Genomic DNA, 20632 nt, shown 5'->3' with positions numbered 1-20632 from the left:
CTATAGAAAGGACAGAGCATTCGATCATGGCTAACCTTAGTCTTTCTTTTGAAGAAATGTGGGAGAAAATTATAGCGTGTGATCGTAAGTATGACGGGTTGTTTTTTACCGCTGTGAAAACAACCCGCATATACTGCCGACCTTCCTGTCGATCCAAAAAGCCGAAAAAAATAAATGTGGAGTTTTACTTTGATTTGGACAAATTGGAAAAGGCGGGTTTTCGTGCTTGCAAAAGATGCCAGCCCCATACAGACCATTCGCCGTATATCAGACTTGTGCAGAATGTGGTAACCTTCTTGGTTAATCATTACAAGGAAAAACTTGTATTGCAGGATATTGCGGACCATATCGGAATAAGCTCCTTTTACTTGGATCGGATCTTTAAACAGGAAACCGCCGAAACCCCGCGTACGTATTTGGAAAAAATAAGAGTAGATAAGGCAGCCTATCTTCTTAAAAGTACAAATCTTACGAATCTTGAGATTTGCTATGAGACGGGCTTCCAAAGTCCCTCCCATTTCTATAAGGCGTTTCGCAGCTTGAACCATTGTTCTCCTAGTGAGTATAGAAAGTTGAGTAAGGAATAGAAAAGGAAGGAGGTTGTATCCTTTTATGAGCGAACTATACGTAATGAAGTATGTATCGCCGATTGGAGAGATAGAGATACAGGGCACAAATGAGGCTGTCTATTCTATTATGTTCTCTAATCGGAATGAGCTCTTAACGAGGGCTATAGAAGAGGTTCCAATCCAAGTATTAGCGGAATGCGCTATCCAGCTTGACGAGTATTTTAAAGGTGAGCGCTTTGAGTTTACGTTTCCTTATGCCTTTGAAGGTACGGATTTTCAGCAAAAAGTATGGAATGCTCTGGTGTCCGTGGGGTACGGTAAAACGACAGCTTATAAAGATATTGCTCTTGCTATTGGAAATGAAAAAGCGATCCGAGCCGTAGGCAGTGCTAATGGAAAAAATAAGCTGAGCATTGTGATTCCATGTCACCGAGTTATCGGTTCCAATCAGAAACTAACGGGCTATGCAGGAGGCCTATGGAGAAAAGAATGGTTGCTCCAGCATGAGAAGCGTTGTCTGAGGTCCTAAGGAGGGGTCATAGATGAGAGACATATATTTGAAAGAGTTTAAGCCGGAGAGCTGGGCCAACATGGTTCAGATCTCAGGAGCGATATGATCAGGTAGATCCGGCTATAAGAGCAAAAGTGGCCGAAAGTAAAATCCCCAAGGAGATTCAGATCGTGCTGCTGCCAGATATGGGGGAGTATTTGCTGACTTGGATGGATCGAGAAGTCCCCGCACTCGGCAACGAAACACCGTCGGATTATTTGAAAAGCGAAGAAGGGACTAAAGCACTGAAGGCGGCCATATTACGTATGCCACGTTGAAGAAGCGGGCCAAGGAGATACATATGAACATTGAACAGATGAACAGAGCGCGAATGATGGAAAAAGTGAGTTCGCATATCCATAACTGTAATCAGATGGCATGAACTTCATCTAACCCTATGCTATGATTTACCGACAAGAATATAGATTTAAAAGGGGAAATAAGAATGAAGCTCAAAAGAATGATGTTCCTACTTTCGTTTTTAACGATACTCGTAGGGTTGTTCACTTTGTGTACAGAAAGTGTTCATGCTGCCAATTCGATAGTATTCAGAGATGGAGATAAGCTTAAGCTTACCCTTGATGATGGTAATGGAGTAAACAGAGTGTTTAAATTCGATCTCCCGTTTACGATTAAGCCTGATACGCCAATTCGTCTGTATAGCAACTATATTGAAATTCCTCCGGGTGACTTTACGATCGATTATGCCAACTCTACAATTACGATTGCGGATTCACGACCAGCACCTTATCCAGGATCAGAAAATCATATAGAGTTTCCTATAGCTACAACTATGGAAGGGGCTGTGCAGTCAGTCGATGAATCTACAGTAACTCCACTTGCTGAGGAGCCGAAAGTAACGCAGCCTGAGGTGGAGACCAATATAAAAGAGATTCCCACTCCCAGTGAACCCGAGGTTGCTCAACCTGTGGATGAACCGAAAGTAATTGAACCTCAAGTAACCCAGCCCGTCGTGGAGTCTAAAGTGGACCAATCGGTTGATGAGTCACCGGAAATCCCTTTGTCTATCCCGTCTGGAGAAAGTTTTCCGGGTACATTTACAATTAACTCTTCAGGTACGTCATTTTCGGTTCGTTTGAAAATGAAAAATATTCAACCCACGTACACTTCATACGTTATGGTCAAAAATGCGGATGCTCAATTAATTAAACGGATTCAGTTCGATCCGGAAACAACGTTTAGCTACCCATTAAGTAACCTGAATTTATCTACGGGTGGATACTACTTTTATATCAAAATGATCGATCAGTCAGGAAATTCGGCAGCGTCTGTACCCCAATTTGTTCCCATAAATAATAACAAGGCTCAGCAGGTTGAGGTGTTTATAGACGGGAAACTGCAACAATATGAGCAGCCTGCGACCTCTATTAGCGGAAGTATGCTGGTGCCATTTCGTGCCGTTTTTGAGGCGCTTGGGGCGAAAGTGAAATGGGATGGAGCTACCAAGACCGTTACTGCAACCAAGGGAAATACAACGATTAAGTTAACTGTAGGCTCCAGAGATGCCTATATCAACGGTAAATTAGTGCGTCTCAATGCGGCGCCGAGACTCATTAACGGCAAAGTAATGGTTCCTATTCGCTTTGTAAGTGAGGCGCTGGGTGCGAAGGTAAAATGGAATATTGCAGCTCAGAGCGTTGTGATTTTTCATGCTCCACCGCAGGTTTTGACAACCAGTGAAAGTGAACAATTAATGGAGGAAAATGAAGATGCTTCCGAATCACATTCCAATCCAACGATTCTAAAAAAGATATCCACCACCTTCTCCAAATCTACGGATATTGTGTTCGTCATAGATGTTACGAGTAGTATGACAGGGACGCTGGATTATGTGAGACAGAAGGTGAAAGGCTTTGTTGATTCCGTTCCAGCAGGTTCCCAATTTGCTGTCGTTGCATTTCGGGATATCAATCTGAAAGCAGATAAAGATTTAGAATTTTTGGAGTTTACGACCGATAAAAACAAGTTAAAAGGTAATTTGAATATGTTGCGCTCTTCCGCTGGCGGGGATTTGAAGGAATCGGGATTAGAGGCTATTCAGTTAGCTATAAGTAAATTTCCCAAAAATTCTAATTCCAAAACAATCATATTCATTACAGATGCGCCAGTTCATGATAAAAATACAGCTCTGGGTAAAGCCCGTTTTTCAGTAGATGAAATCAACGAGCAATTACAGAAAAATGGTGTTATTTTTAATGCAATCGTGCCTGCAAATGGACTAGCCAACAAACAAATGAAAAAGCTTGTAGATACCAACGAAGGGACTTTGTATGACATCAAGGATGCCAAGCTGAATTTAGCGAAGTAGGTTTGTCTAAACCCAAATAAAGCCGTATAAAGGGAGCCGATGTAAGGCTCCCTTTTGTTATCATAAGCGCCTGTGTTGTAAGAGTTCTAATGGGCTGAAAGCTCACTCTCCGTCACCCATTTATGATTTTTGACAGGCTCTCCTCCTGTAGTCGGCGTATAATCGACCATATATACGGTCGTTGGCTCGGCGGAATCAATGGTAGCCTTAGCCCCATCCATCCCCTTCATATGATCTGCCCCAAGGATAATTTCTGTGTCCGGTGCATAGGGCTCGCTGCCTGCATCTTTAATCTCTTCATGAATAACCCACTTATGATTATTCACTTTTTCTTCTCCAGTGGTTGGAGTATATGAGACTGTATAAGCAGTAGTCGTATAAGCACCAACAATCGTGGCAGTAGCCCCATTCATGCCTGCCATATGGTCAGCTCGGATAGTCGCTTGGCTACCAACTTTGAAGGCTGGATTTTCAGCTTCTTTAGGGTTTTAATTACATATTTAAAATACCCCTATGGGGTATTTTTAAAACGGAAGTATATGACAAACTTGTGAAGTGTTTTGCTTTCAAGGGGATCTCCTGTTGTGCCCCCTTTTTTGTTATGCAGAAGATGCGTAATTAAATGTTGTTGACAGTGAATAAAAAACCATTGTAATATCTATAAAACGCATCAAATTACTTGGTATTTTGAGCGATTGTAACATTCTAACTCACCAAAAGTAGATGATATCAAGGAGCAGGGGGAGACATTAAAATGAAGAAACCATGGATTTCATTTATATTGCTGCTGGGAGCAGTCGTGCTTTTTATTTCAGGCTGCGGCAGCAAGAATACGTCGGGCAATGCTGCGGGTGAAGAAAAGAAAACACTGCATATCAGCTTTAATCCCGGTCCATATAGTGATCAGTTTAAGAATGGTGTGGCTCCATATTTGGAGAAGAAAGGCTATAAGATTACATATAAAGAGTTTACAGACGGTGTTCAGCCCAATGTAGCCGTGGCTAATGGGGATATTGATGCTAATGTGTTCCAGCATTCGCTCTACCTGGATTCTATGAATAAGCGGGAGAATATTGATCTGATTGGTGCTGTGCAGGTCCCGACTCCTCCAATGGGATTGTACTCCAGCAAGCACACCAGCCTTGACGAAATCAGCGATGGAGCCCAAATCAACCTGCCCAACGAGCCAGTCAATATGCTGCGTGCGCTGAATATTTTGAAGGAAGTAGGCTGGATTACGTTAAAGGACAAAATCGATCCATTGCAAACCTCGGTGAATGACATCACCTCTAATCCGCATCATCTGCAATTTGTTGCTACCGACCCGGCACAGGGGCCACGTGCACTGGAGGACGTTGATTTTGCGGCCATACAAGGGAACTTTGCTGTATCGAATGGAATAAAGCTGACCTCGGCATTAAAGCTTGAAAATATGACAGATCCGTTCACGAACGTGGTCGCTGTGGACAGCAAGAACAAGGATAAGCCCTTCGTCAAAGACATTATTGAAGGATATCATTCAGAAGAATTCCAAAAGTACATCCAATCGAATTCTGATTATGAAGGCTACAAGTTGCCAAGCTATTTCAAATAATATGGGGTATTATCTTCTGCCGGCTGACGTTGTCAGCCTGTATCTTATGGATAGAAGGTGGATATGAACGTGATTTTTTCATCCTCTGATCTCGTCAAGGCTCTGCCTGACAACTATTTTAGCGCAATGGATGACAAAGTGAATCTGTATAAAAGCAAAGGAATAGATGTAATCAATTTGGCAGCCGGCAACCCGGATCAGCCAACACCAGCACATATCATCAGCGCTTTGAAAGAAGCGGTCGATCAACCGATCAATCAGGGCTATCCACCTTTTCATGGGAAAAAAAGCACGCTGGAGGCTGTCGCTGCGTTCTATAAACGGGAGTATCAGGTGGAGCTGGATCCTGACCGGGAGATTGCCATATTCAACGGCTCAGCCATAGGTGTAATGGGGATTCCACAGGCGCTGCTGAATCCCGGTGATTGGTTATTGACCACCGATCCGGCATATCCCCAATATTATTCCGCTGCTGCGCTGGCAAGAGCCCATATTCATACGATTCCGCTTGATGAGAAGCATGGTTTCTTGCCTGATTATACAACCGTACCGGAAGAAATTGCAGAGCAGGTCAAATTGCTCATGATTAATTATCCGAACAATCCGACTGGAGCAGTAGCTACTGCAGATTTTCTGACAAAGACGCTGGATTATGCCGCTCGGTATCAGTTTCCGGTTATGAATGATTTTGCTTACGGTGCTCTTGGATTTGACGGACATAAGCCGATTAGTTTACTGCAAATCTCCGGCGACAAGGAGTATGGCGTCGAGACGTATACGGCTTCCAAAACGTATAACATGGCTGGATGGCGCTTCGGCTTTGCAGTGGGAAATTCGTCCATCATTGGTGCGCTCAAGCATTATCATACGCATGCTTACAGCACTGTTTTTGGAGCGGTACAGGATGCGGGAGCTGTGGCATTGCTGGGCACGCAGGAACCAGTACGGGAGCTCGCGGCGTTATATGAGCGGCGCCGTGATGTTCTCATTGCAGCGTTACGAGGTATTGGCTGGGATGTAGCTGCTCCCCAAGGGTCTTTTTTTGCCTGGTTCAAGGTGCCAGAGGGTTATACATCCGCTTCATTTGCAGACTTTTTATTGGACGAGGCGCATGTTGCGGTCGCCCCTGGAGAAGGCTTTGGTCGTGCGGGAGCTTCTCATGTGCGGGTCAGTCTGGTGAACAGTGAAGAAAGGCTGCTGGAGGCAGTGCAGCGCATCGCAGCAACGGGTGTTTTTCAAGTATAAGCTGGGATACAAGGAATTCATGGAGGGAGCGGGAAAAGAACTTTGAGTATAGCGATTATCGGAGCCATGGAGGAAGAAATAGCAGATTTGAAAGCGCAGATCGAAGGGATAAAGATGACCCAGATTGCGAACGGGATTTTTTATACAGGCCAGCTTGAGGGCAAGGAAGTGGTTCTGCTGCAATCAGGAATTGGCAAAGCGAACGCAGCCTCGACTACGGCGCTGCTGATTGAGCGATTTAGCCCGGAGCTTGTCATTAATACCGGGTCTGCAGGTGGGCTCGATCCAGCGCTGCATGTTGGCGATGTCGTAGTGGCGACCGAGCTGACTTACAGCGATGTGGACGGAACGGCGTTCGGCTATACCTACGGACAGGTACCACAGATGCCGGCAAGTTATCCTGTCGATCCAGCGCTGCTTGCTTTTGCGACAGAAGCGCTGGCGGAGACCAGGATTGAGGGACAGATCGTCAACGGTTTGATTACGACGGCAGACTCTTTTATCTCCCAGGCTGAGCGCGCCCATTTTATCCGTAGCCAGTTTCCTGAAGCAAAAGTGACGGATATGGAAGGGGCCGCGGTCGTTCAGACTGCGTACCAGTTTGGTGTTCCATTTTTGGCTGTCCGTTCTTTGTCTGATCTTGCCGGTGTAGAAGCGGCGGATTCTTTTGACTCCAATCTTGATTTGGCTGCGGCCAACTCGGCAGCAGTGGTTGTGGCTCTTGTAGCCGCATATGATAGAGACAAGCTTTGATATATTCAATGGCAATATTCAGGAACGTTTTTTCTTCGGCTTGCCATGCTGGTTAATGAGAGTTCGAAGTTGTTTCCCGGCTTGGTTCAGCTCCATATCGTTCAACACATAATCGGTGCTGACTTCCCAGGTGCTGCGGTCATTCAGATGAAAAATAAAGGCGGGAAAGCGAGGGCGCAGCCATTTGCGGATGGAGGCCCCTTCGAATTCGACTTTAGTGATTGCAGACCATGGGACAGTTCGAATACCATCGGAAATGCTATGCTCGTCAAAGATGAACAGGTAGGTATCCTTACGAAGCGTTCTGCTCAAACAAACCACGAGATAGCTACCGAAAAAAGGAAGTCCGACAATGGCGGAGGTAATAAAGAAGAAGATTTGTAGAGCTGAGATATCTTCGTCGATAAAAATGAGCAGCAGCAAAAACAGACAGATAAGCACAAACATCAAGCTGCCCATGGCTTTCCAAAATGCCAAAGATCTTCGATATACAATTTTATCCACGGAATACCGCCTCGTCGCGTACAAACTCCTGAATGAAATAAGTTATTCGTTCTCTCCAGTCAGATTCGGTTACACTTTCAATACGCAGACATGGGGTGGCCTGCATATCCAGTTCTGTATTTCTTACGATCCACACATCATTCGTTCCTTTAAGAACAAATAGTAGATTTGTAACGGAAGGTCCATCTTCATCCGTATCCGCGTATATCATCTGGCTCAAATTATCTAGGCTACACTGATTACGATCAAAATCCTCTCGCCAGTCTTGTATCATTTGTTGAGCCGACTCATGAAGCTTCCACGTTGTCATTTGCTGCATGCTGAAGCTGGAAGAGGTTAACTCATTCCACTGTTCTTCTGTCAGATCGACGTATCGGCTGTGCGCATTGAAGTTCGAAGCAAGCAGGCTGAACAATTGATCAATGTCGTGATACCAGTCTTCTGGGGAAGACCAGCGAAAGAAATGGAGTTCATTGTGGCTGGAAAAATGATACAGAAAACGTTCATTTCCATGGTGTATCGTTAATGTATTTTGCTTGTCCTGTTGCTCCTTGTAGCCACGTAGCATCTGACGACTTTGTACCAGATGAGCTAGCATTTCAAAAATAAACGCATCAAATTCGAGCTGTTGTTGCCCGTCATCCCGTTGTTCCATCAAACCCTTGGATATCAGGCTATGCGTTGCGGCATGAAAAAGCAGTTCCCAGCGATCCTCGGTCAGTTCCCCGTAATAAGATTGGAGCAGACCAGAAGCCATATCTTCTGCGCCCAGTGCGGTCAAGGCAAAGCCTAGTTCTTCAAGCGTTAAAATTACCGTTTGTTTGTCCATAGTCAGGCTCCTTCTCCATCTGTTAGGTGTATGTCATTTAAATAGTTTGCTGGCCCAACGTATCCCTTTTTCGGCGAATTTGGCGACCTTTCCACCTGCCCAGCTTCCCACCGTACCGCCGACGTAAGCACCGACGGCTGCACCGACTGGACCACCGATAGCGCCGCCTACGGCTCCCAAAGCAACAGCACCGCCATAAGTTGCAGCGGTTTTAATCGCTACGTTAGAAGCAGATACAGCCACATCCGTTCCGGTAAGCTTCCCGCTTTTCCATTTTCCAGCCAGACTGATACCCTCGCCCACAATATTCATGGTGGCATTAATAGGGTATAGCTTTTTGGCAATCATGCCGGGAATTTGGCGGGTGGCTATGCCGTAACGGCCTTTTTCCACCCCAGCGATGACGTTCCGCGTCCACTGAGGAAAGCTATTGGCTTTGTTGAATCCGAGGCCGAGCTTACCCATTTGAAGCTTTCCAGCTAAACGATCAAAGCCCTTTAAACCCTTCATCACAATACCGGGTTTAGCGAATTGGCGGTTTAGGCTTTTGCCCAAATTACGCATAAACGCATTGTTACCCTTGCCATTCACCCATGCCGCATTATGTATAACCGCTCGAGTGGGATTCTTCAGACTTTTCTTGAATTCTACTGTTTTGGTGAGCACAAGTGTAGAAGCCAGACCGCTATAGATAGCTGTTCCGGCAAATCCCAGTTGCCCGCGCCATTTATTGGCTTCTGAAATGCTGTTAATAGCTATATCTGCTGGATCGGGTCCTTTTTTTCCGGAAGCTGCCCCTTCACTGCTGCCGATCTGTCCGCTGTGATCTCCTTTGTTAATACCCGTGTCTGCTTGTGTATCTGTTTCCTTGAATTTTACTGCAATGGAACGCAGCTCTGTGCTGACAGAACCGACAGTTTGGGTGAAAGCATCCATTTGTCCACGCGCTTTATGAAAATCCTGATAAAAGCGCTGCTGTGTTGTTCCTGCCCAGCTATTTTCCAACATCTGAATATGCTGTGACAGTTGTCCGCAAATTTGTGCCCCCAGCTCACGTGCCTGTGCGAACTGCCTGGAAACCGCCTCAAGTTTCTCAGGAGGAACCATAATTTTTGCCATGATGTCCACCTCGGATGATTAAAATAATTACTTATATTCTAGTGAATCTAGGGGGGGTTAGCAAAAAAAGGAGGGGATTTAAGTGAAAAATAAGTCATTTGTATGAGTTCCTGAGGATTCATAGGGGAGAATAGTAGGAGGTGTTATGCTCCGAAGTTCTTATATGTCATTCATAACGAAACAAAAAAAGCCACTCTTTTCAAATGGAACTTTCCATTAGAAAGAGAGGCCTTCTTGCGTAGAGGCTAATACATATTTCGCGTCGTTTTAATTATTTTAGCGGAATCTGCTTGGACAGCTTTTCAAACTGCTGCAAATAAGGAGTGACCTTGGCAGTAATTCCTTTGAGATACTTGATGGACGCTTGTCTTTGACGTTCTTTGGTAGCAGTCTCTTCAGGGAACATAGAGTATTCCTTTTGGACAGAGCCATTTTTATAATTTACGGAGAAGAGATCTCCTTTTTGCCATCTTTGGACCAGATCTTGATTACTGTGCAAGATATTTAGTGTTTCTTTGCTGTTTTTATAAGTGAAGCTGTAGTCTGGATCGGCCACAGCGTGGATCACTTGGTAGCCATTCTGTAATCCATTGTTCTGAAAGGTACCTACTTGGATCTCGTTCGAACGTACGGTTCCGTCCATTTGGGTCACTTTTTCAGTCTGCGTACCCTTGCCACTCATCGTGTCATTGTTCCATGTGCCGTTGTATACGACTTTATGATTTTGTCCATCTGCATCGGTGTATTGATTTATATATTTTCCGGTACCTGAGCGCTTGCCATTCACAAAATCACCCGAATACTGCTTATATTCGCTCCATTTGATTGTACCACGTCCGTTGGGCTGCCCATTCTCGACCTCTCCATAGTAAGTCGTCTGACCGGTTAGCTGAAGCAATTCCTTGGTAGCAGCCGCATTCGCCGCAGGTGTACTTACAGACAGCGCTCCAGATATCAGCGATGCGGACACCATAATAGGCAGAGACAGAGCCTTCCCTTTTTGCCAAAGTTTTTGCATCACAAGTTCTCCCCTTTCGAAGCTTTGAATTTCTAAAAGTTAAGTTCAACCACCCAGCACCGTTTTTATACTGTTTTGTGCTTGGTGATTTATAGTTTAATATAGATTGAGAATTATAGGAAACTGTAAAGTGAAAACAGCTAGTTAGGAGAGAGATTCATGAATTTACCTGAACATGGGAGTGAGGATGTATCTAGCATCCTTGCCGTGGAGATAGAACATGAGCCTGTGAAGACCATAAAAGGAATCCATCAAGTGGAGCCTGATTCTAATATCTATTGGCTGATTGACGTGGAATTCAGCGGTTTTACGTTATCAGATGAGGATATTTTGCAATTGCTCAAAGGATATATCGTGTATGGGCATGTCCATGATTTACAGATGTGGACTAGTGTGGGGCGCAGACCGGCAGGCGAATGTCATTTTGATAAAATCTGTATTTGTATGGATATATTCGATAATGTAGAGATGCAGGTTCGTTTAGATGAAGCCAAGGTTGCAGACTTTATGAACACACTGCCAGCACGTTTTCAGGAGAAGGGCACTGTTCATGTGCTTCCTCGGGAGGATGCTGCCCATGCACGTGCAAAAGGGGAAAAACTTAAAGCATTTACAGATCAGGAAGGTGAAAGGGAACATGCTGTCATGCTTAGGCTGGTAGCGGATCAAGGCCAATCTTACCGTGGAGCGGATATCTGGGATGTCATGCTGAGTCTCGAAATGGAGTGGGGAGATATGGATATTTTCCATGCATACCATCACGGGCCGGGAGGCTATGATGAACTATTTAGCGTACATACGGGAACCGAGCCTGGCTTTTTTTGGTTGAGTACACTCGCAGAGGATCGCTTTGCCGATTTGATTTTCAGTATGGATGGGGTACGAACCGTGCAGCCGCAAACTGTGTTTGAGGTGATGTGGAAAAGTGCCGAATATGCACGCACCAGACTCGGCGGGACATTAGTGAATGAACAGGGTCTGCCAGCTGTGCCGGAAGATTATCTGCGCCAGATTCAAGAGATGGAAGATCGATTAAGAGAGTTTGGATTTAAAGCAGGCGAGGATGTTGTTGCGTTTCTATTCTAGATTAGAAAGGAGTGGTTTCGTTGTCCAGCAACGCTATTGAGAAGCTAAGAACGATTTTAAAACGTAAAGCTACTATTTTTCATACAGGGGGTCGTAGACCGTCGGATTCCCTTGAACAAAGCTGGATTGGTAGAGTTACAGTGGCTTTGCCAACGGAGGAGCAACCCATTGATGTACAAGGGAATGTTATGGCTCCGATCATGCAATTGTATTTGCCTGCCTTGCCCTTTGTTCCTCCGGCTATGCACAGTGTCAAGCTGTTGACGGTCTTTTTGTCTCCCGATGTACTGGATCATGAGGACATAGAAGGATATATGTGTATTCGTGAGTATACGTCGGTAGAGGATTTGGTCGAAAAAGATTTTGGTCCGGCATTTATGCAAATCAAGGCGTTCCCGCTATTCCCTGAGCTCAAAGAGAATGACTATCCGGTCTGGGACGGTGAAGACATTCCTGAGGAATATGGCGATGCCCTCAACCATATGGACGAGGAGGAACCCGACTATTTTGAGGACATTGTAGAGGAAATATATGCGGTTCACAAAATCGGTGGCTATCCCAGCTTTATTCAACCGGGCATCGACTTTGGCGAGGGCTATGAATTTGTGTTTCAGATTGCTTCAGATGCCAAAGCCCAATTGAATATTGTGGATGGAGGCAGCTTTTATTTTGCCAAGCATCAGAATGAAGGAGCCTGGCGGGGTTACTTTGATTTTTACTGATAAGCTCACGTAGAGAGCAGTCTGGAACCGATCGTTTTGTAGAGCATGGCAACCCTATATACTCGTAGTTTAGAAGCTATCGAAAATGGAGTGAAAAGATATGAATGTTTTAGGTCAGCTGGGATCTGCTATCCAGAGTAGTTTATTTATTCAATCCGAATTGAAGAAAGCCCATGCATTTATTCAGAAGCACGATCTGCCTGTAGAGCAGGTAGAAAATGATTTTCACAAGCAGATCATCGTGCTGGAGCAATATGCTGGAATTCGCGTTTTTCAGCGAGGGCTTGCCAAATACAAAGTAATCAATGCAATGCTTATGATCATATCTGTGATCATATTGCTGGCAGCAGGCATCGTTGCGGCAGTAGAATATTTACAACCCGAACGACATTTGCTGCAAGTGCTGGCGAATGCCATGTTTGACTATTGGGTTCCCTCTATCACTTTGCTCAGTGTTGTATTTGTGGGTGTGATCGTTCTTGCCATCGTTAGAAATGTTTATGCCAAGCAATTACATACGCGCGTGTTAGATCGGGCCTGGCAGGCCATTTTCAATCATGTGGACAAATGAGGACAGAGAGTAACTGTAGGAGATTGGCATAATAGCTGAAGGAGTGGCAGCAATGAATGACTGGGAATCGGGAATCATTCAGGTCGATGGTGATCGTGCGATTTACTCATCTTTAACGGAAGAGCAGTTGTTAGAGTCCGCTTGGTATTCGAAATATTTTCATTCTGTAAGAAAGCTAGGGAATAAGTACATCTGGTATCATTTCGATCAGGTTTCTTTGCTGCGTCGGCATTTTTTTGTGTCTGTATGCTTTAAGGATACAAGCCTAGTTGTCGTGGAGATTTCGCTCCAGAGCGATGAATTTCCAACTTCGTGGGATAATTGGTCTGAAGAAGGAGAGAGAAAGCGGCAAAGGGAGCATGATCGTTTGTTACAGCAACATTTGTCCGTGAAGCCAAGCTATCGTCAAACCAAGCCTTACCCCTATATGGAATATGAGCTGAGCTGGGGGAAAATCTTTTCTTATTTTGACCCCCGGTCAGGAAATACGGCCATTGCTTTTAAGTATAAAGATGAATAGCAATCTTACATAAAATGCACTACAACCCTGCGCTTTATATTGGAGGTAGGGTTTTGGATGAGTAAGGGAGATGTGTTGTGGATAAAAAGGCGAAAAAAATACTGATGAACACATTCTGGTCCTCCAGCGGCTGGAAGCAGGAGCGGGGATCTTTTTCGGGTGAGGATTTTGAATATGCCAAAAGTAAGGGCTTGATGTTCGATCCGATCACGATTACACATAACGAGATTATAAACAGGCTGCATGAGCTGCACCAGCAAAAGGCTACAAAAGAGCGAGTGGCAGCAGCGTTTTTGCACAGTCTTTCCACGAAAAAGGTTCATTTACGAAGCGCCTTATCGAGCTGGGCATTAACCGCGAGGCTTCCTTTGCACACCTATGGGGAGCGGCCTGTCGTCTTGCCCAATTACAGTAGCTGTGGGGATTGTAATTTTAATAAATTGATGTCTGATAAGGAATATGTCAATGAAGATTTGAATGTACTGAATTTTGAACGAATCAAATGGGGCGGTATTCGTCTGAACCACCTTCTGTATTGCTGGATGGACCTTGAATTGTTCAGTCAAGAAGAGGATGTTCAAGTTTCCGACGAGGATCTAGCTATACTCCATAACATGCTCGAAGCTGTTCAGAACTGTGATGCTCAAAGTAGTGCGCGTCAATTGGAAAAGCGCTGGAAGGATGTGTTTCCATCCAGCAAAAACGAGCGTGATGTAGTCATGGAGGTGTGGGGATATGCCGGACTGCTGGTCCCACAGGACACGCCTCGTAAACGACAGAACGGCAATCATGATTTTTATTCCGTAGCAGCTTGGCAAGGAGATGACGGATACTCACAAGAGGCGTTGGACTATTTCTTTGGAACGTTTTTATAGAGAAAGTGAATCGTTATGCCCCATCTTGATCATGACGGTTCCTCAAACAACAAACGTTCTTCTTCCCGACTATGAATAGCATTGACAACCAGAAGCGCATGGAACTGCTGAAGAACTTCAGGCGTAAGCCCTTCTTCACGGATCACGGCTTTGAGCTCTTTTACAATGATTCGGAGCAGGTCATGATCCCGTGTAAGTTTGACGACAGCCTCCTGCAGTTCCGGTTTTTTCTCGACCATTTCCTGATAGAATCCTTCCTCTTCTGCATCAGCATGGCTGAGAATGCGGGTTTCCCAATATTCGATCAAGTGGTCGGCAGCCTGGCGCGCCACCTTGAATTCTTTTGCTTCGAGTAATTCTTCTACTTCTCTCGTCTTATCTAGAGCGCCAGTTAGCCCGCCTTGATGAATGGCATGATGAGCATGCAGTTGACGTAAAGAAGGTCCTCCCATAACAGTTCATCCTTTCTTTGTTCCCTTTTTTAGTACAGTATAGCATAAGAAAATAGCGTTATTTTTCCGGTTAGGATATTCCCCCCTAAGGAAAAGGGAACTCCCTAATTGGTTCAATTTCATATAATACTTAGAATGAAGTTAGAAGATAAAACTCAATCTTGGGGGAATGGATGATGAATCGATTAACCGAAATAATAGACATAAAAAAGATTGTGAAAAAAGGATCAAGGGTTTGAAGGGGATGAGCAGATACATACCCAATCAACATGGAGCCTGGGCCATGCTCATTCTTCCATTTTTATTCGGTTTAGCTGCTTCTCGAGGGGAACTCATTCATATACCCCTATTTGTGTGCTGGTTTTTTATCTACTTATTCAGTTTTCCTGTCCTCCAATGGATCAAAACAGGCAGCAGTGAAAGATACCGCAAACCCGCCGTTGTATACGGAGTGATATTACTTCCTTTGTTAATTTCACTGATATGGTTTGAGCCTGCCTTGATCTGGTATGGAGTTCTTCTATTGCTCTTTTTTATGGTTAATATTTATTTTGCAAAAACGAAAAATGAACGTGCTTTACTCAATGATATTGTTGCAATTCTACTCTTTTGTTCTTTTATATACCCTGTTATTTATATGGGGGAAGGAGAGGATTGGAGAGTAGCAACAGAGCTATTCTTGCTTTTGGTGCTTTACTTTATCGGAACTGCTTTGTATGTCAAAACGATCATTCGTGAAAGAAAAAATATACGTTACCATTATGCTTCCGTCATCTATCATTTGGTGATTTTGTTGTTTGCTACTTGGTTAAAGTTACCTCTGTTTGTTCCTTTTTTGATTTTTTTGATACGAGCCATATGGCTTCCTAAACTCGGATTAAAGGCAAAACAAGTTGGCATGGCGGAAATTGGATTTTCAATGATGCTCTATGTTTTTGTGTTGTTTTTATACTTCTAAAAGGAGAGACATCAATGATATCTTTGAAAACGCCGCGTGATTATCATACAGATCCGTTTATAGTCATCTGGGAGGTTACACGAGCTTGTGCTTTAAAGTGCCTTCACTGTAGAGCGGAAGCTCAGTACAAACCTGATCCTCGCCAACTGACATTAGAAGAGGGTAAGAAGCTGATAGATCAAATTGCTGAAATGAATCATCCGTTGGTTGTATTCACAGGCGGAGATCCTTTAATGCGTCCTGATCTGTTTGAACTGGCTCAATATGCAATTGAAGAGAAAAATCTGTCGGTTTCAATGACCCCCAGCGCCACCCCTAAAGTGACACGAGCAGCGGTAGAGAAAGCAAAGCAAGTTGGGTTATCGCGATGGGCGTTTAGTCTGGACGGTTCATGTGCAGACATTCACGATCATTTTCGGGGTACAGCGGGTTCTTACGATACGACCATGCGGGGAATTGGTTATTTAAAGGAACTGAACATTCCTATTCAAGTGAACACTACGGTGTCCCGGTACAATCTTCATGATCTGGAGCAAATTGCAGAAAGGGTAAAGGAAATGCAGGCCGTGTTATGGAGTTTATTTTTCCTTGTTCCAACCGGCCGTGGCATGGAGAAAGATATGATTACTCCTGATGAGCATGAAGCCGTAATGAAATGGTTGTATCAAATACAGCAACAGATGCCGTACGGTGTGAAGGCTACAGAAGCTCCTCACTACCGGAGGGTCGTACTGCAGCAAAAGCGCAGAGCAGGTGAGAGCAGTGTAGTAGACGGACAAAAGAGGGCAGATGTTTTAGGACGTGCTCCTAAAGGCGTAAATGATGGAGATGGATTTGTTTTTATTAGTCATATCGGTGAAGTATACCCGAGCGGTTTTCTGCCTCTTATGTGCGGGAATGTACGAAAGGATAGCCTGGCAGATATTTATCGCAACTCTCCGATCATGATGAATCTTAGAGATAAGTCCCTACTTAAAGGTAAATGTGGAGTCTGTGAATTCAAGGCCATCTGTGGGGGTTCCAGAGCAAGGGCTTTTGCAATAACAGGAGACTATTTGGAGAGTGACCCTTATTGCGCTTATATACCCGGGGTTGGAGAGGAAAAGTGTTTTCATGAAAAAAAGTTCTAAAAAAGTTGTTATTCTCGGTGGAGGAATAAGTGGTTTAAGTGCTGCCTTTTATGTGAAAAAGCTGGCTGAGGATCGGCAGCTTGAAGTGGAGATTACACTGGTGGAGAAAAGTGAACGTCTGGGAGGAAAGCTGCAAACCGTTCGCCAAAACGATTTTATGATCGAAAAAGGACCAGATGCTTTCTTGGCCAGAAAGACGGCAATATTGGATCTGACCATGGAGTTGGGGCTGGAAGCAGAGCTGGTATCGACAAACCCGAAAGCCAAATCTGCTTGCATTTTGCATAAGGGCAAACTTCATACGATGCCGATGGGCTTCATTCTGGGCATTCCAACAAAGCTCACCCCCTTCATTCGGACAGGGCTTATTTCTCCGCTGGGAAAAGCACGGGCAGCCTTGGATTTAATCATTCCAGCGAAGAAAGGTGATGAGGACGAATCTCTAGGGGATTTTATCAAACGGCGTCTCGGCAAAGAAGTTCTGGATCAGATTACAGAACCTCTATTGTCTGGAATTTACGCTGGGGATACACATTCTCTGAGCCTCATGTCCACCTTCCCTCAATTTAAACTAATGGAACAAAAGCATGGAAGTCTGATTAAGGGTATGTCTAAAGGGGCTGGAAGAAAGCCAGCAGTACAAGACAAACTGCCGGAAATCGCTAAGAAAAGTATGTTTCTTTCTTATCGGCTAGGATTATCTACGATCGTGGAGCGGCTAAAGGAAAGGCTGGATACCGTACGTTTTGTTATGGGGCAAGGTGTAGTTGAAGTAAGGAAAGAGAGCGGTTATCAGGTCATTTTAGAACATGGACAAAAAATAGATGCGGATGCGGTGATCTGCGCTATTCCAGCTTTTGAAGCGGCTACATTATTCTCCGGCGTGGCAAGCGCTAGCTGGTTACACAAGATTCACTATGTTTCCGTAGCCAATATTGCCCTTGCTTATAAAAACACAGATCTTAATTTTGCTTTTGAAGGAACGGGATTTCTAGTCCCCCGCAAAGAAGGCAAAAAGATTACGGCATGTACTTGGTCTTCGACGAAGTGGAGCCATACTGCTCCTGAAGGATATACGCTTTTACGGACCTATATCGGACATGCAGGCGCACAGGAGTGGATTCAGATGACAGACAATCAACTTGTGGATGCCGCGCGCAAAGATTTGAAAGATTTAATGGGCCTGGAAGCGGAACCGGAATTCGCCGAAGTCAGTAGGTGTGATCGATCGATGCCGCAATATCCGATTGGACACAAAGAGCATATGGCGAAGGTGAGACAGGACTTCGCACAGGATTTACCGGGTGTTTTTCTATGCGGTGCCGGCTATGGGGGCGTTGGAATTCCAGATTGCATTGCTCAAGGGAAAGAAGCGGCTGAACAGTTACTTTCTGATTTTTTATAATCAGGCTCTTTCCACTAGTGAAAGAGGGAACCCCCTGATTGGTTCAGCTTTAAGGGAGACGTAGAATGAAAGTTGAGCACAAAATCGAAGTACGATGGAGGAATGGAAGATGAGCCAGTTAACGGAAGAAACATGGGTGGCGGACATTGTGAAAGCAGTACCCAAAACGGGAGATCTGTTCCGCAAACTGAGGATTGATTTCTGTTGTGGAGGGAAAATATCGCTCCGTGAAGCAGCAGCCAATCGAGGCCTCCACGCTGGTGAACTGCTAACGCAGATACATGAAGTGGAAGAAAAGCAGGCACAGCATAAGCAAATGCAACCTCCTTCACTCGAACCAAAAGAACTAATCGCCTATATTCAAAATGAGTATCATACGAAGCTTCGGGAAGAACTATCGGCGTTAACGCCGTATGTAACCAAACTAACGCGGGTTCACGGCGAACGTTATCCGCATCTAAAGCGAGTTAATGAACTGTTCACCTTGCTTAAACAGGAATTATCGGAACATATTCAAAATGAGGAGGACCTTGTGTTTCCGATGATTGAAGCATTTTTACAAGAATCAACAGTGGAACGAGCAGATGCATTAAATCCAACTTTATCCAAGTTGCAAGACGAACATCAAACAGTGGTGGAATTCCTGAAGGAAATGCGCTTGATCACAAACGGCTTTGAGCCAATGCGGGAAGCTTGTGGTACGCACCGACTCGTATTGAAGCGGTTAGAAGACCTGGAAGCAGATATTTTTAATCATATTCTTCTTGAAAATTGTACACTGATCGAACGTACGAGACAGGCACAGCTAATAGCGAAACCCATTAATTGATAATGAATGAACATGAGGAGCCAAACCAAATGCATAAATTAATTAAAAGTAGCACTGTTTTCGTTTTGGTTATTTCCATCATTTTATTATTTTCAGGATGCGGTACGAAACAACAACTAGATTCAAATGTTGGCAGCGCGGGTCAGAACGGATCTTCCAGCCAGACATCTTCGAAAACGGCTGAAGCTATTGAGCTTACCATATCCGCAGCAGCAAGTTTAACGGATGCGCTCAAAGAAATTCAGCATTCATACGAATCAACCCATACAGGCATCAAATTGAATTTTAACTTCGGCGGCTCTGGTGCGCTGGAAAAACAAATTGAACAAGGAGCGCCGTCGGATTTGTTTCTGTCCGCTTCGACCAAAAACATGAAGTCCCTTGTTGATCAGCAGTTAATAGATACGAAAAAACAAAAAACATGGCTGACGAATGAATTGGTCGCGGTTATCCCTGCAGACGGGACGATGAACATCGCGAGTGTAACCGATTTAACAAAAAAAGAAGTGAAGAAAGTTGCGATCGGAATTCCTGAAAGTGTTCCTGCGGGCAACTACGCACAGGAAGCGCTGACGAAAGCAGAGCTTTGGGACACGTTACAGAGCAAGCTGGTTCAAGCAAAAGACGTTAGACAAGTGCTGCAATATGTGGAAACTGGAAATGCTGATGTCGGATTTGTATATAAAACAGATGCGTTGACTTCACAGAAGGCAAAAATCGCTTTTGAGGTGGATCCCAAAACCTATTCACCTGTTGAGTATCCAATCGGGATTGTCAAAGCTTCAAAGCACATTCAAGAAGCCGAAGACTTTTATGCATACCTACAATCGCAAGAATCTCTGAATATTATGGCTAAGTATGGATTTACCATACCGAAGTGAGCATGCAAGTTATAGATTGGAATGAATATTGGCCTCCTATCCGATTATCGTTGCAGGTCGCACTGTTATCCAGCATTCTGGTAATCATATTAGGCTTGCTTGTGGCATGGTCAATGTCACGGTTAGGATTATTTAAAGGGAAAACGGTCGTTGAAACCCTGCTCATGCTGCCTTTGGTACTCCCACCAACGGTTGTTGGTTTTTTACTACTCATATTACTTGGACGAAAAAGCGGGTTCGGACGTTTTGTGGAGCAATGGTTTGGAGAACCTATTATATTCTCGTGGTGGGCTGGGGTTATAGCAGCGGTGGTAGTGGCTTTTCCTCTTGTCTATCGGACGCTGAGAATGGGATTGTCTTCAGTTGACCGGGACTTGGAAAACGCGGGACGTTCGATGGGTGCAAGTGAATGGCAGGTTTTTCGATATATCACCTTCCCTTTAATTTTCCCTTCTTTTAAAGCTGCCTTTATACTCGGTTTTGCCCGCGGTCTGGGCGAATTTGGTGCTACACTGATGATTGCCGGAAATATTCCGGGGAAAACACAAACGATTCCGACGGCCATTTATATTGCAGTGGATGCTGGTCATCTTCCTATGGCGTGGGCGTGGACATGCTCTATCATACTCATTTCTTTTATCATGCTCCTGTTAACGGGTCAAAAGAACAATTAATTACTTCATACAAGCTTCC

The 20632-nt window shown here is 44.5% G+C and carries 23 protein-coding genes and 1 pseudogene; 18 read left to right on the top strand and 6 right to left on the bottom strand.

The annotated features are described in order from the left end of the window. Positions 1-26 precede the first annotated feature (26 nt). The 4 genes from KAI36_RS19075 (at position 27) to KAI36_RS19060 (ending at position 3448) form a co-directional block, all read left to right on the top strand. A complete protein-coding gene (locus KAI36_RS19075; RefSeq protein ID WP_220025738.1) occupies positions 27-587 on the top strand; it encodes a bifunctional transcriptional activator/DNA repair enzyme AdaA in 561 nt (186 codons plus the stop codon). Between the two features lie 25 nt (positions 588-612). Continuing rightward, on the top strand, positions 613-1098 hold the full coding sequence (locus KAI36_RS19070) for a methylated-DNA--[protein]-cysteine S-methyltransferase (RefSeq protein ID WP_220025737.1): 486 nt from the start codon (positions 613-615) through the stop codon (positions 1096-1098). A gap of 116 nt (positions 1099-1214) precedes the next feature. After that, on the top strand, positions 1215-1397 hold the full coding sequence (locus KAI36_RS27405) for an antitoxin Xre/MbcA/ParS toxin-binding domain-containing protein (protein ID WP_258382197.1): 183 nt from the start codon (positions 1215-1217) through the stop codon (positions 1395-1397). Positions 1398-1564: 167 nt separating this feature from the next. After that, positions 1565-3448 (top strand): stalk domain-containing protein, encoded by a 1884-nt coding sequence (locus KAI36_RS19060; protein WP_220025736.1) that lies wholly within the window; start codon positions 1565-1567, stop codon positions 3446-3448. 86 nt (positions 3449-3534) lie between these two features. Here KAI36_RS19060 and KAI36_RS19055 read toward each other — a convergent pair. Beyond that, positions 3535-3930: pseudogene (locus tag KAI36_RS19055) on the bottom strand (YdhK family protein); the annotation flags it as partial. A gap of 272 nt (positions 3931-4202) precedes the next feature. Between KAI36_RS19055 and KAI36_RS19050 the strand changes: the two are divergent. The 3 genes from KAI36_RS19050 (at position 4203) to KAI36_RS19040 (ending at position 7040) form a co-directional block, all read left to right on the top strand. After that, entirely contained in the window at positions 4203-5042 is an 840-nt protein-coding gene (locus KAI36_RS19050; protein WP_071642166.1) for a MetQ/NlpA family ABC transporter substrate-binding protein, read from the top strand. Between the two features lie 69 nt (positions 5043-5111). After that, a complete protein-coding gene (locus KAI36_RS19045; RefSeq protein ID WP_220025735.1) occupies positions 5112-6287 on the top strand; it encodes an aminotransferase class I/II-fold pyridoxal phosphate-dependent enzyme in 1176 nt (391 codons plus the stop codon). Positions 6288-6329: 42 nt separating this feature from the next. After that, on the top strand, positions 6330-7040 hold the full coding sequence (locus KAI36_RS19040; RefSeq protein ID WP_071642164.1) for a 5'-methylthioadenosine/adenosylhomocysteine nucleosidase: 711 nt from the start codon (positions 6330-6332) through the stop codon (positions 7038-7040). Positions 7041-7058: 18 nt separating this feature from the next. Here KAI36_RS19040 and KAI36_RS19035 read toward each other — a convergent pair whose 3' ends face one another. From KAI36_RS19035 to KAI36_RS19020, 4 genes are all read right to left on the bottom strand, one after another. Continuing rightward, the gene (locus KAI36_RS19035; RefSeq protein WP_220025734.1) at positions 7059-7544 is read right to left on the bottom strand and encodes a DUF5381 family protein; all 486 of its coding nucleotides are present in this window, start codon (positions 7542-7544) and stop codon (positions 7059-7061) included. Continuing rightward, positions 7537-8373, bottom strand: a complete 837-nt coding sequence (locus tag KAI36_RS19030) for a hypothetical protein (protein WP_220025733.1) — start codon at positions 8371-8373, stop codon at positions 7537-7539. Before KAI36_RS19030 ends, KAI36_RS19035 begins: the two co-directional genes overlap by 8 nt. A 33-nt stretch (positions 8374-8406) precedes the next feature. Next, complete coding sequence (locus KAI36_RS19025; RefSeq protein ID WP_220025732.1) at positions 8407-9492, bottom strand: WXG100 family type VII secretion target; 1086 nt, start codon at positions 9490-9492, stop codon at positions 8407-8409. Positions 9493-9763: 271 nt separating this feature from the next. Further along, positions 9764-10510 (bottom strand): MORN repeat-containing protein, encoded by a 747-nt coding sequence (locus tag KAI36_RS19020; protein ID WP_220025731.1) that lies wholly within the window; start codon positions 10508-10510, stop codon positions 9764-9766. A 159-nt stretch (positions 10511-10669) separates the two neighbouring features. On the opposite strand from KAI36_RS19020, the gene KAI36_RS19015 reads away from it, so the two are divergent. From KAI36_RS19015 to KAI36_RS18995, 5 genes are all read left to right on the top strand, one after another. Then, complete coding sequence (locus KAI36_RS19015; RefSeq protein WP_220025730.1) at positions 10670-11596, top strand: cell division protein ZipA C-terminal FtsZ-binding domain-containing protein; 927 nt, start codon at positions 10670-10672, stop codon at positions 11594-11596. A gap of 20 nt (positions 11597-11616) precedes the next feature. Continuing rightward, positions 11617-12318 carry a DUF1963 domain-containing protein gene (locus KAI36_RS19010; protein WP_220025729.1) on the top strand — a complete coding sequence of 234 codons (702 nt, stop codon included), beginning with the start codon at positions 11617-11619 and terminating at the stop codon, positions 12316-12318. A 100-nt stretch (positions 12319-12418) separates the two neighbouring features. Continuing rightward, positions 12419-12889: a DUF6097 family protein gene (locus KAI36_RS19005; protein WP_220025728.1), complete on the top strand. Its 471-nt coding sequence runs from the start codon at positions 12419-12421 to the stop codon at positions 12887-12889. A 52-nt stretch (positions 12890-12941) separates the two neighbouring features. Further along, positions 12942-13409 (top strand): hypothetical protein, encoded by a 468-nt coding sequence (locus KAI36_RS19000; protein ID WP_220025727.1) that lies wholly within the window; start codon positions 12942-12944, stop codon positions 13407-13409. A gap of 77 nt (positions 13410-13486) precedes the next feature. After that, positions 13487-14284, top strand: a complete 798-nt coding sequence (locus tag KAI36_RS18995; RefSeq protein WP_220025726.1) for a hypothetical protein — start codon at positions 13487-13489, stop codon at positions 14282-14284. Between the two features lie 29 nt (positions 14285-14313). On the opposite strand, the gene KAI36_RS18990 is transcribed toward KAI36_RS18995, so the two are convergent. Beyond that, on the bottom strand, positions 14314-14736 hold the full coding sequence (locus tag KAI36_RS18990; RefSeq protein ID WP_220025725.1) for a hemerythrin domain-containing protein: 423 nt from the start codon (positions 14734-14736) through the stop codon (positions 14314-14316). A 169-nt stretch (positions 14737-14905) separates the two neighbouring features. Between KAI36_RS18990 and KAI36_RS18985 the strand changes: the two genes are divergently transcribed. The 6 genes from KAI36_RS18985 (at position 14906) to modB (ending at position 20613) form a co-directional block, all read left to right on the top strand. Next, a complete protein-coding gene (locus tag KAI36_RS18985; protein ID WP_220025724.1) occupies positions 14906-15694 on the top strand; it encodes a YwiC-like family protein in 789 nt (262 codons plus the stop codon). Positions 15695-15708: 14 nt separating this feature from the next. After that, positions 15709-16824, top strand: a complete 1116-nt coding sequence (locus KAI36_RS18980) for a TIGR04053 family radical SAM/SPASM domain-containing protein (protein ID WP_220025723.1) — start codon at positions 15709-15711, stop codon at positions 16822-16824. Continuing rightward, positions 16808-18229 carry a protoporphyrinogen oxidase gene (gene hemG / locus KAI36_RS18975; RefSeq protein WP_220025722.1) on the top strand — a complete coding sequence of 474 codons (1422 nt, stop codon included), beginning with the start codon at positions 16808-16810 and terminating at the stop codon, positions 18227-18229. The genes KAI36_RS18980 and hemG overlap by 17 nt, the downstream gene beginning before the upstream one ends. A 109-nt stretch (positions 18230-18338) precedes the next feature. Continuing rightward, positions 18339-19058, top strand: coding sequence for an iron-sulfur cluster repair di-iron protein (gene ric, locus KAI36_RS18970; protein ID WP_220025721.1), 720 nt, complete (start codon positions 18339-18341; stop codon positions 19056-19058). Positions 19059-19087: 29 nt separating this feature from the next. After that, complete coding sequence (gene modA, locus KAI36_RS18965; RefSeq protein WP_220025720.1) at positions 19088-19939, top strand: molybdate ABC transporter substrate-binding protein; 852 nt, start codon at positions 19088-19090, stop codon at positions 19937-19939. Continuing rightward, positions 19936-20613 carry a molybdate ABC transporter permease subunit gene (modB, locus tag KAI36_RS18960; RefSeq protein WP_481856492.1) on the top strand — a complete coding sequence of 226 codons (678 nt, stop codon included), beginning with the start codon at positions 19936-19938 and terminating at the stop codon, positions 20611-20613. Before modA ends, modB begins: the two co-directional genes overlap by 4 nt. The last annotated feature ends 19 nt before the right edge of the window (positions 20614-20632 follow it).

The organism is Paenibacillus sp. S02, from assembly GCF_019454065.1.
GTDB classification, from domain to species: Bacteria; Bacillota; Bacilli; order Paenibacillales; family Paenibacillaceae; genus Paenibacillus; species Paenibacillus polymyxa_B.
This window is presented reverse-complemented; position numbering and strand designations above follow the sequence as displayed.

Bases quoted from the DNA above. Each gene is read 5' to 3' on its own strand.
- KAI36_RS19075 (WP_220025738.1), top strand. From the start codon at position 27: ATGGCTAACCTTAGTCTTTCTTTTGAAGAAATGTGGGAGAAAATTATA.
- KAI36_RS19070 (WP_220025737.1), top strand. From the start codon at position 613: ATGAGCGAACTATACGTAATGAAGTATGTATCGCCGATTGGAGAGATA.
- KAI36_RS19060 (WP_220025736.1), top strand. From the start codon at position 1,565: ATGAAGCTCAAAAGAATGATGTTCCTACTTTCGTTTTTAACGATACTC.
- KAI36_RS19050 (WP_071642166.1), top strand. From the start codon at position 4,203: ATGAAGAAACCATGGATTTCATTTATATTGCTGCTGGGAGCAGTCGTG.
- KAI36_RS19030 (WP_220025733.1), bottom strand. From the start codon at position 8,373: ATGGACAAACAAACGGTAATTTTAACGCTTGAAGAACTAGGCTTTGCC.
- KAI36_RS19025 (WP_220025732.1), bottom strand. From the start codon at position 9,492: ATGGCAAAAATTATGGTTCCTCCTGAGAAACTTGAGGCGGTTTCCAGG.
- KAI36_RS19020 (WP_220025731.1), bottom strand. From the start codon at position 10,510: ATGCAAAAACTTTGGCAAAAAGGGAAGGCTCTGTCTCTGCCTATTATG.
- KAI36_RS19015 (WP_220025730.1), top strand. From the start codon at position 10,670: ATGAATTTACCTGAACATGGGAGTGAGGATGTATCTAGCATCCTTGCC.
- KAI36_RS19005 (WP_220025728.1), top strand. From the start codon at position 12,419: ATGAATGTTTTAGGTCAGCTGGGATCTGCTATCCAGAGTAGTTTATTT.
- KAI36_RS19000 (WP_220025727.1), top strand. From the start codon at position 12,942: ATGAATGACTGGGAATCGGGAATCATTCAGGTCGATGGTGATCGTGCG.
- KAI36_RS18990 (WP_220025725.1), bottom strand. From the start codon at position 14,736: ATGGGAGGACCTTCTTTACGTCAACTGCATGCTCATCATGCCATTCAT.
- KAI36_RS18985 (WP_220025724.1), top strand. From the start codon at position 14,906: ATGGATGATGAATCGATTAACCGAAATAATAGACATAAAAAAGATTGT.
- KAI36_RS18980 (WP_220025723.1), top strand. From the start codon at position 15,709: ATGATATCTTTGAAAACGCCGCGTGATTATCATACAGATCCGTTTATA.
- hemG (WP_220025722.1), top strand. From the start codon at position 16,808: ATGAAAAAAAGTTCTAAAAAAGTTGTTATTCTCGGTGGAGGAATAAGT.
- ric (WP_220025721.1), top strand. From the start codon at position 18,339: ATGAGCCAGTTAACGGAAGAAACATGGGTGGCGGACATTGTGAAAGCA.
- modA (WP_220025720.1), top strand. From the start codon at position 19,088: ATGCATAAATTAATTAAAAGTAGCACTGTTTTCGTTTTGGTTATTTCC.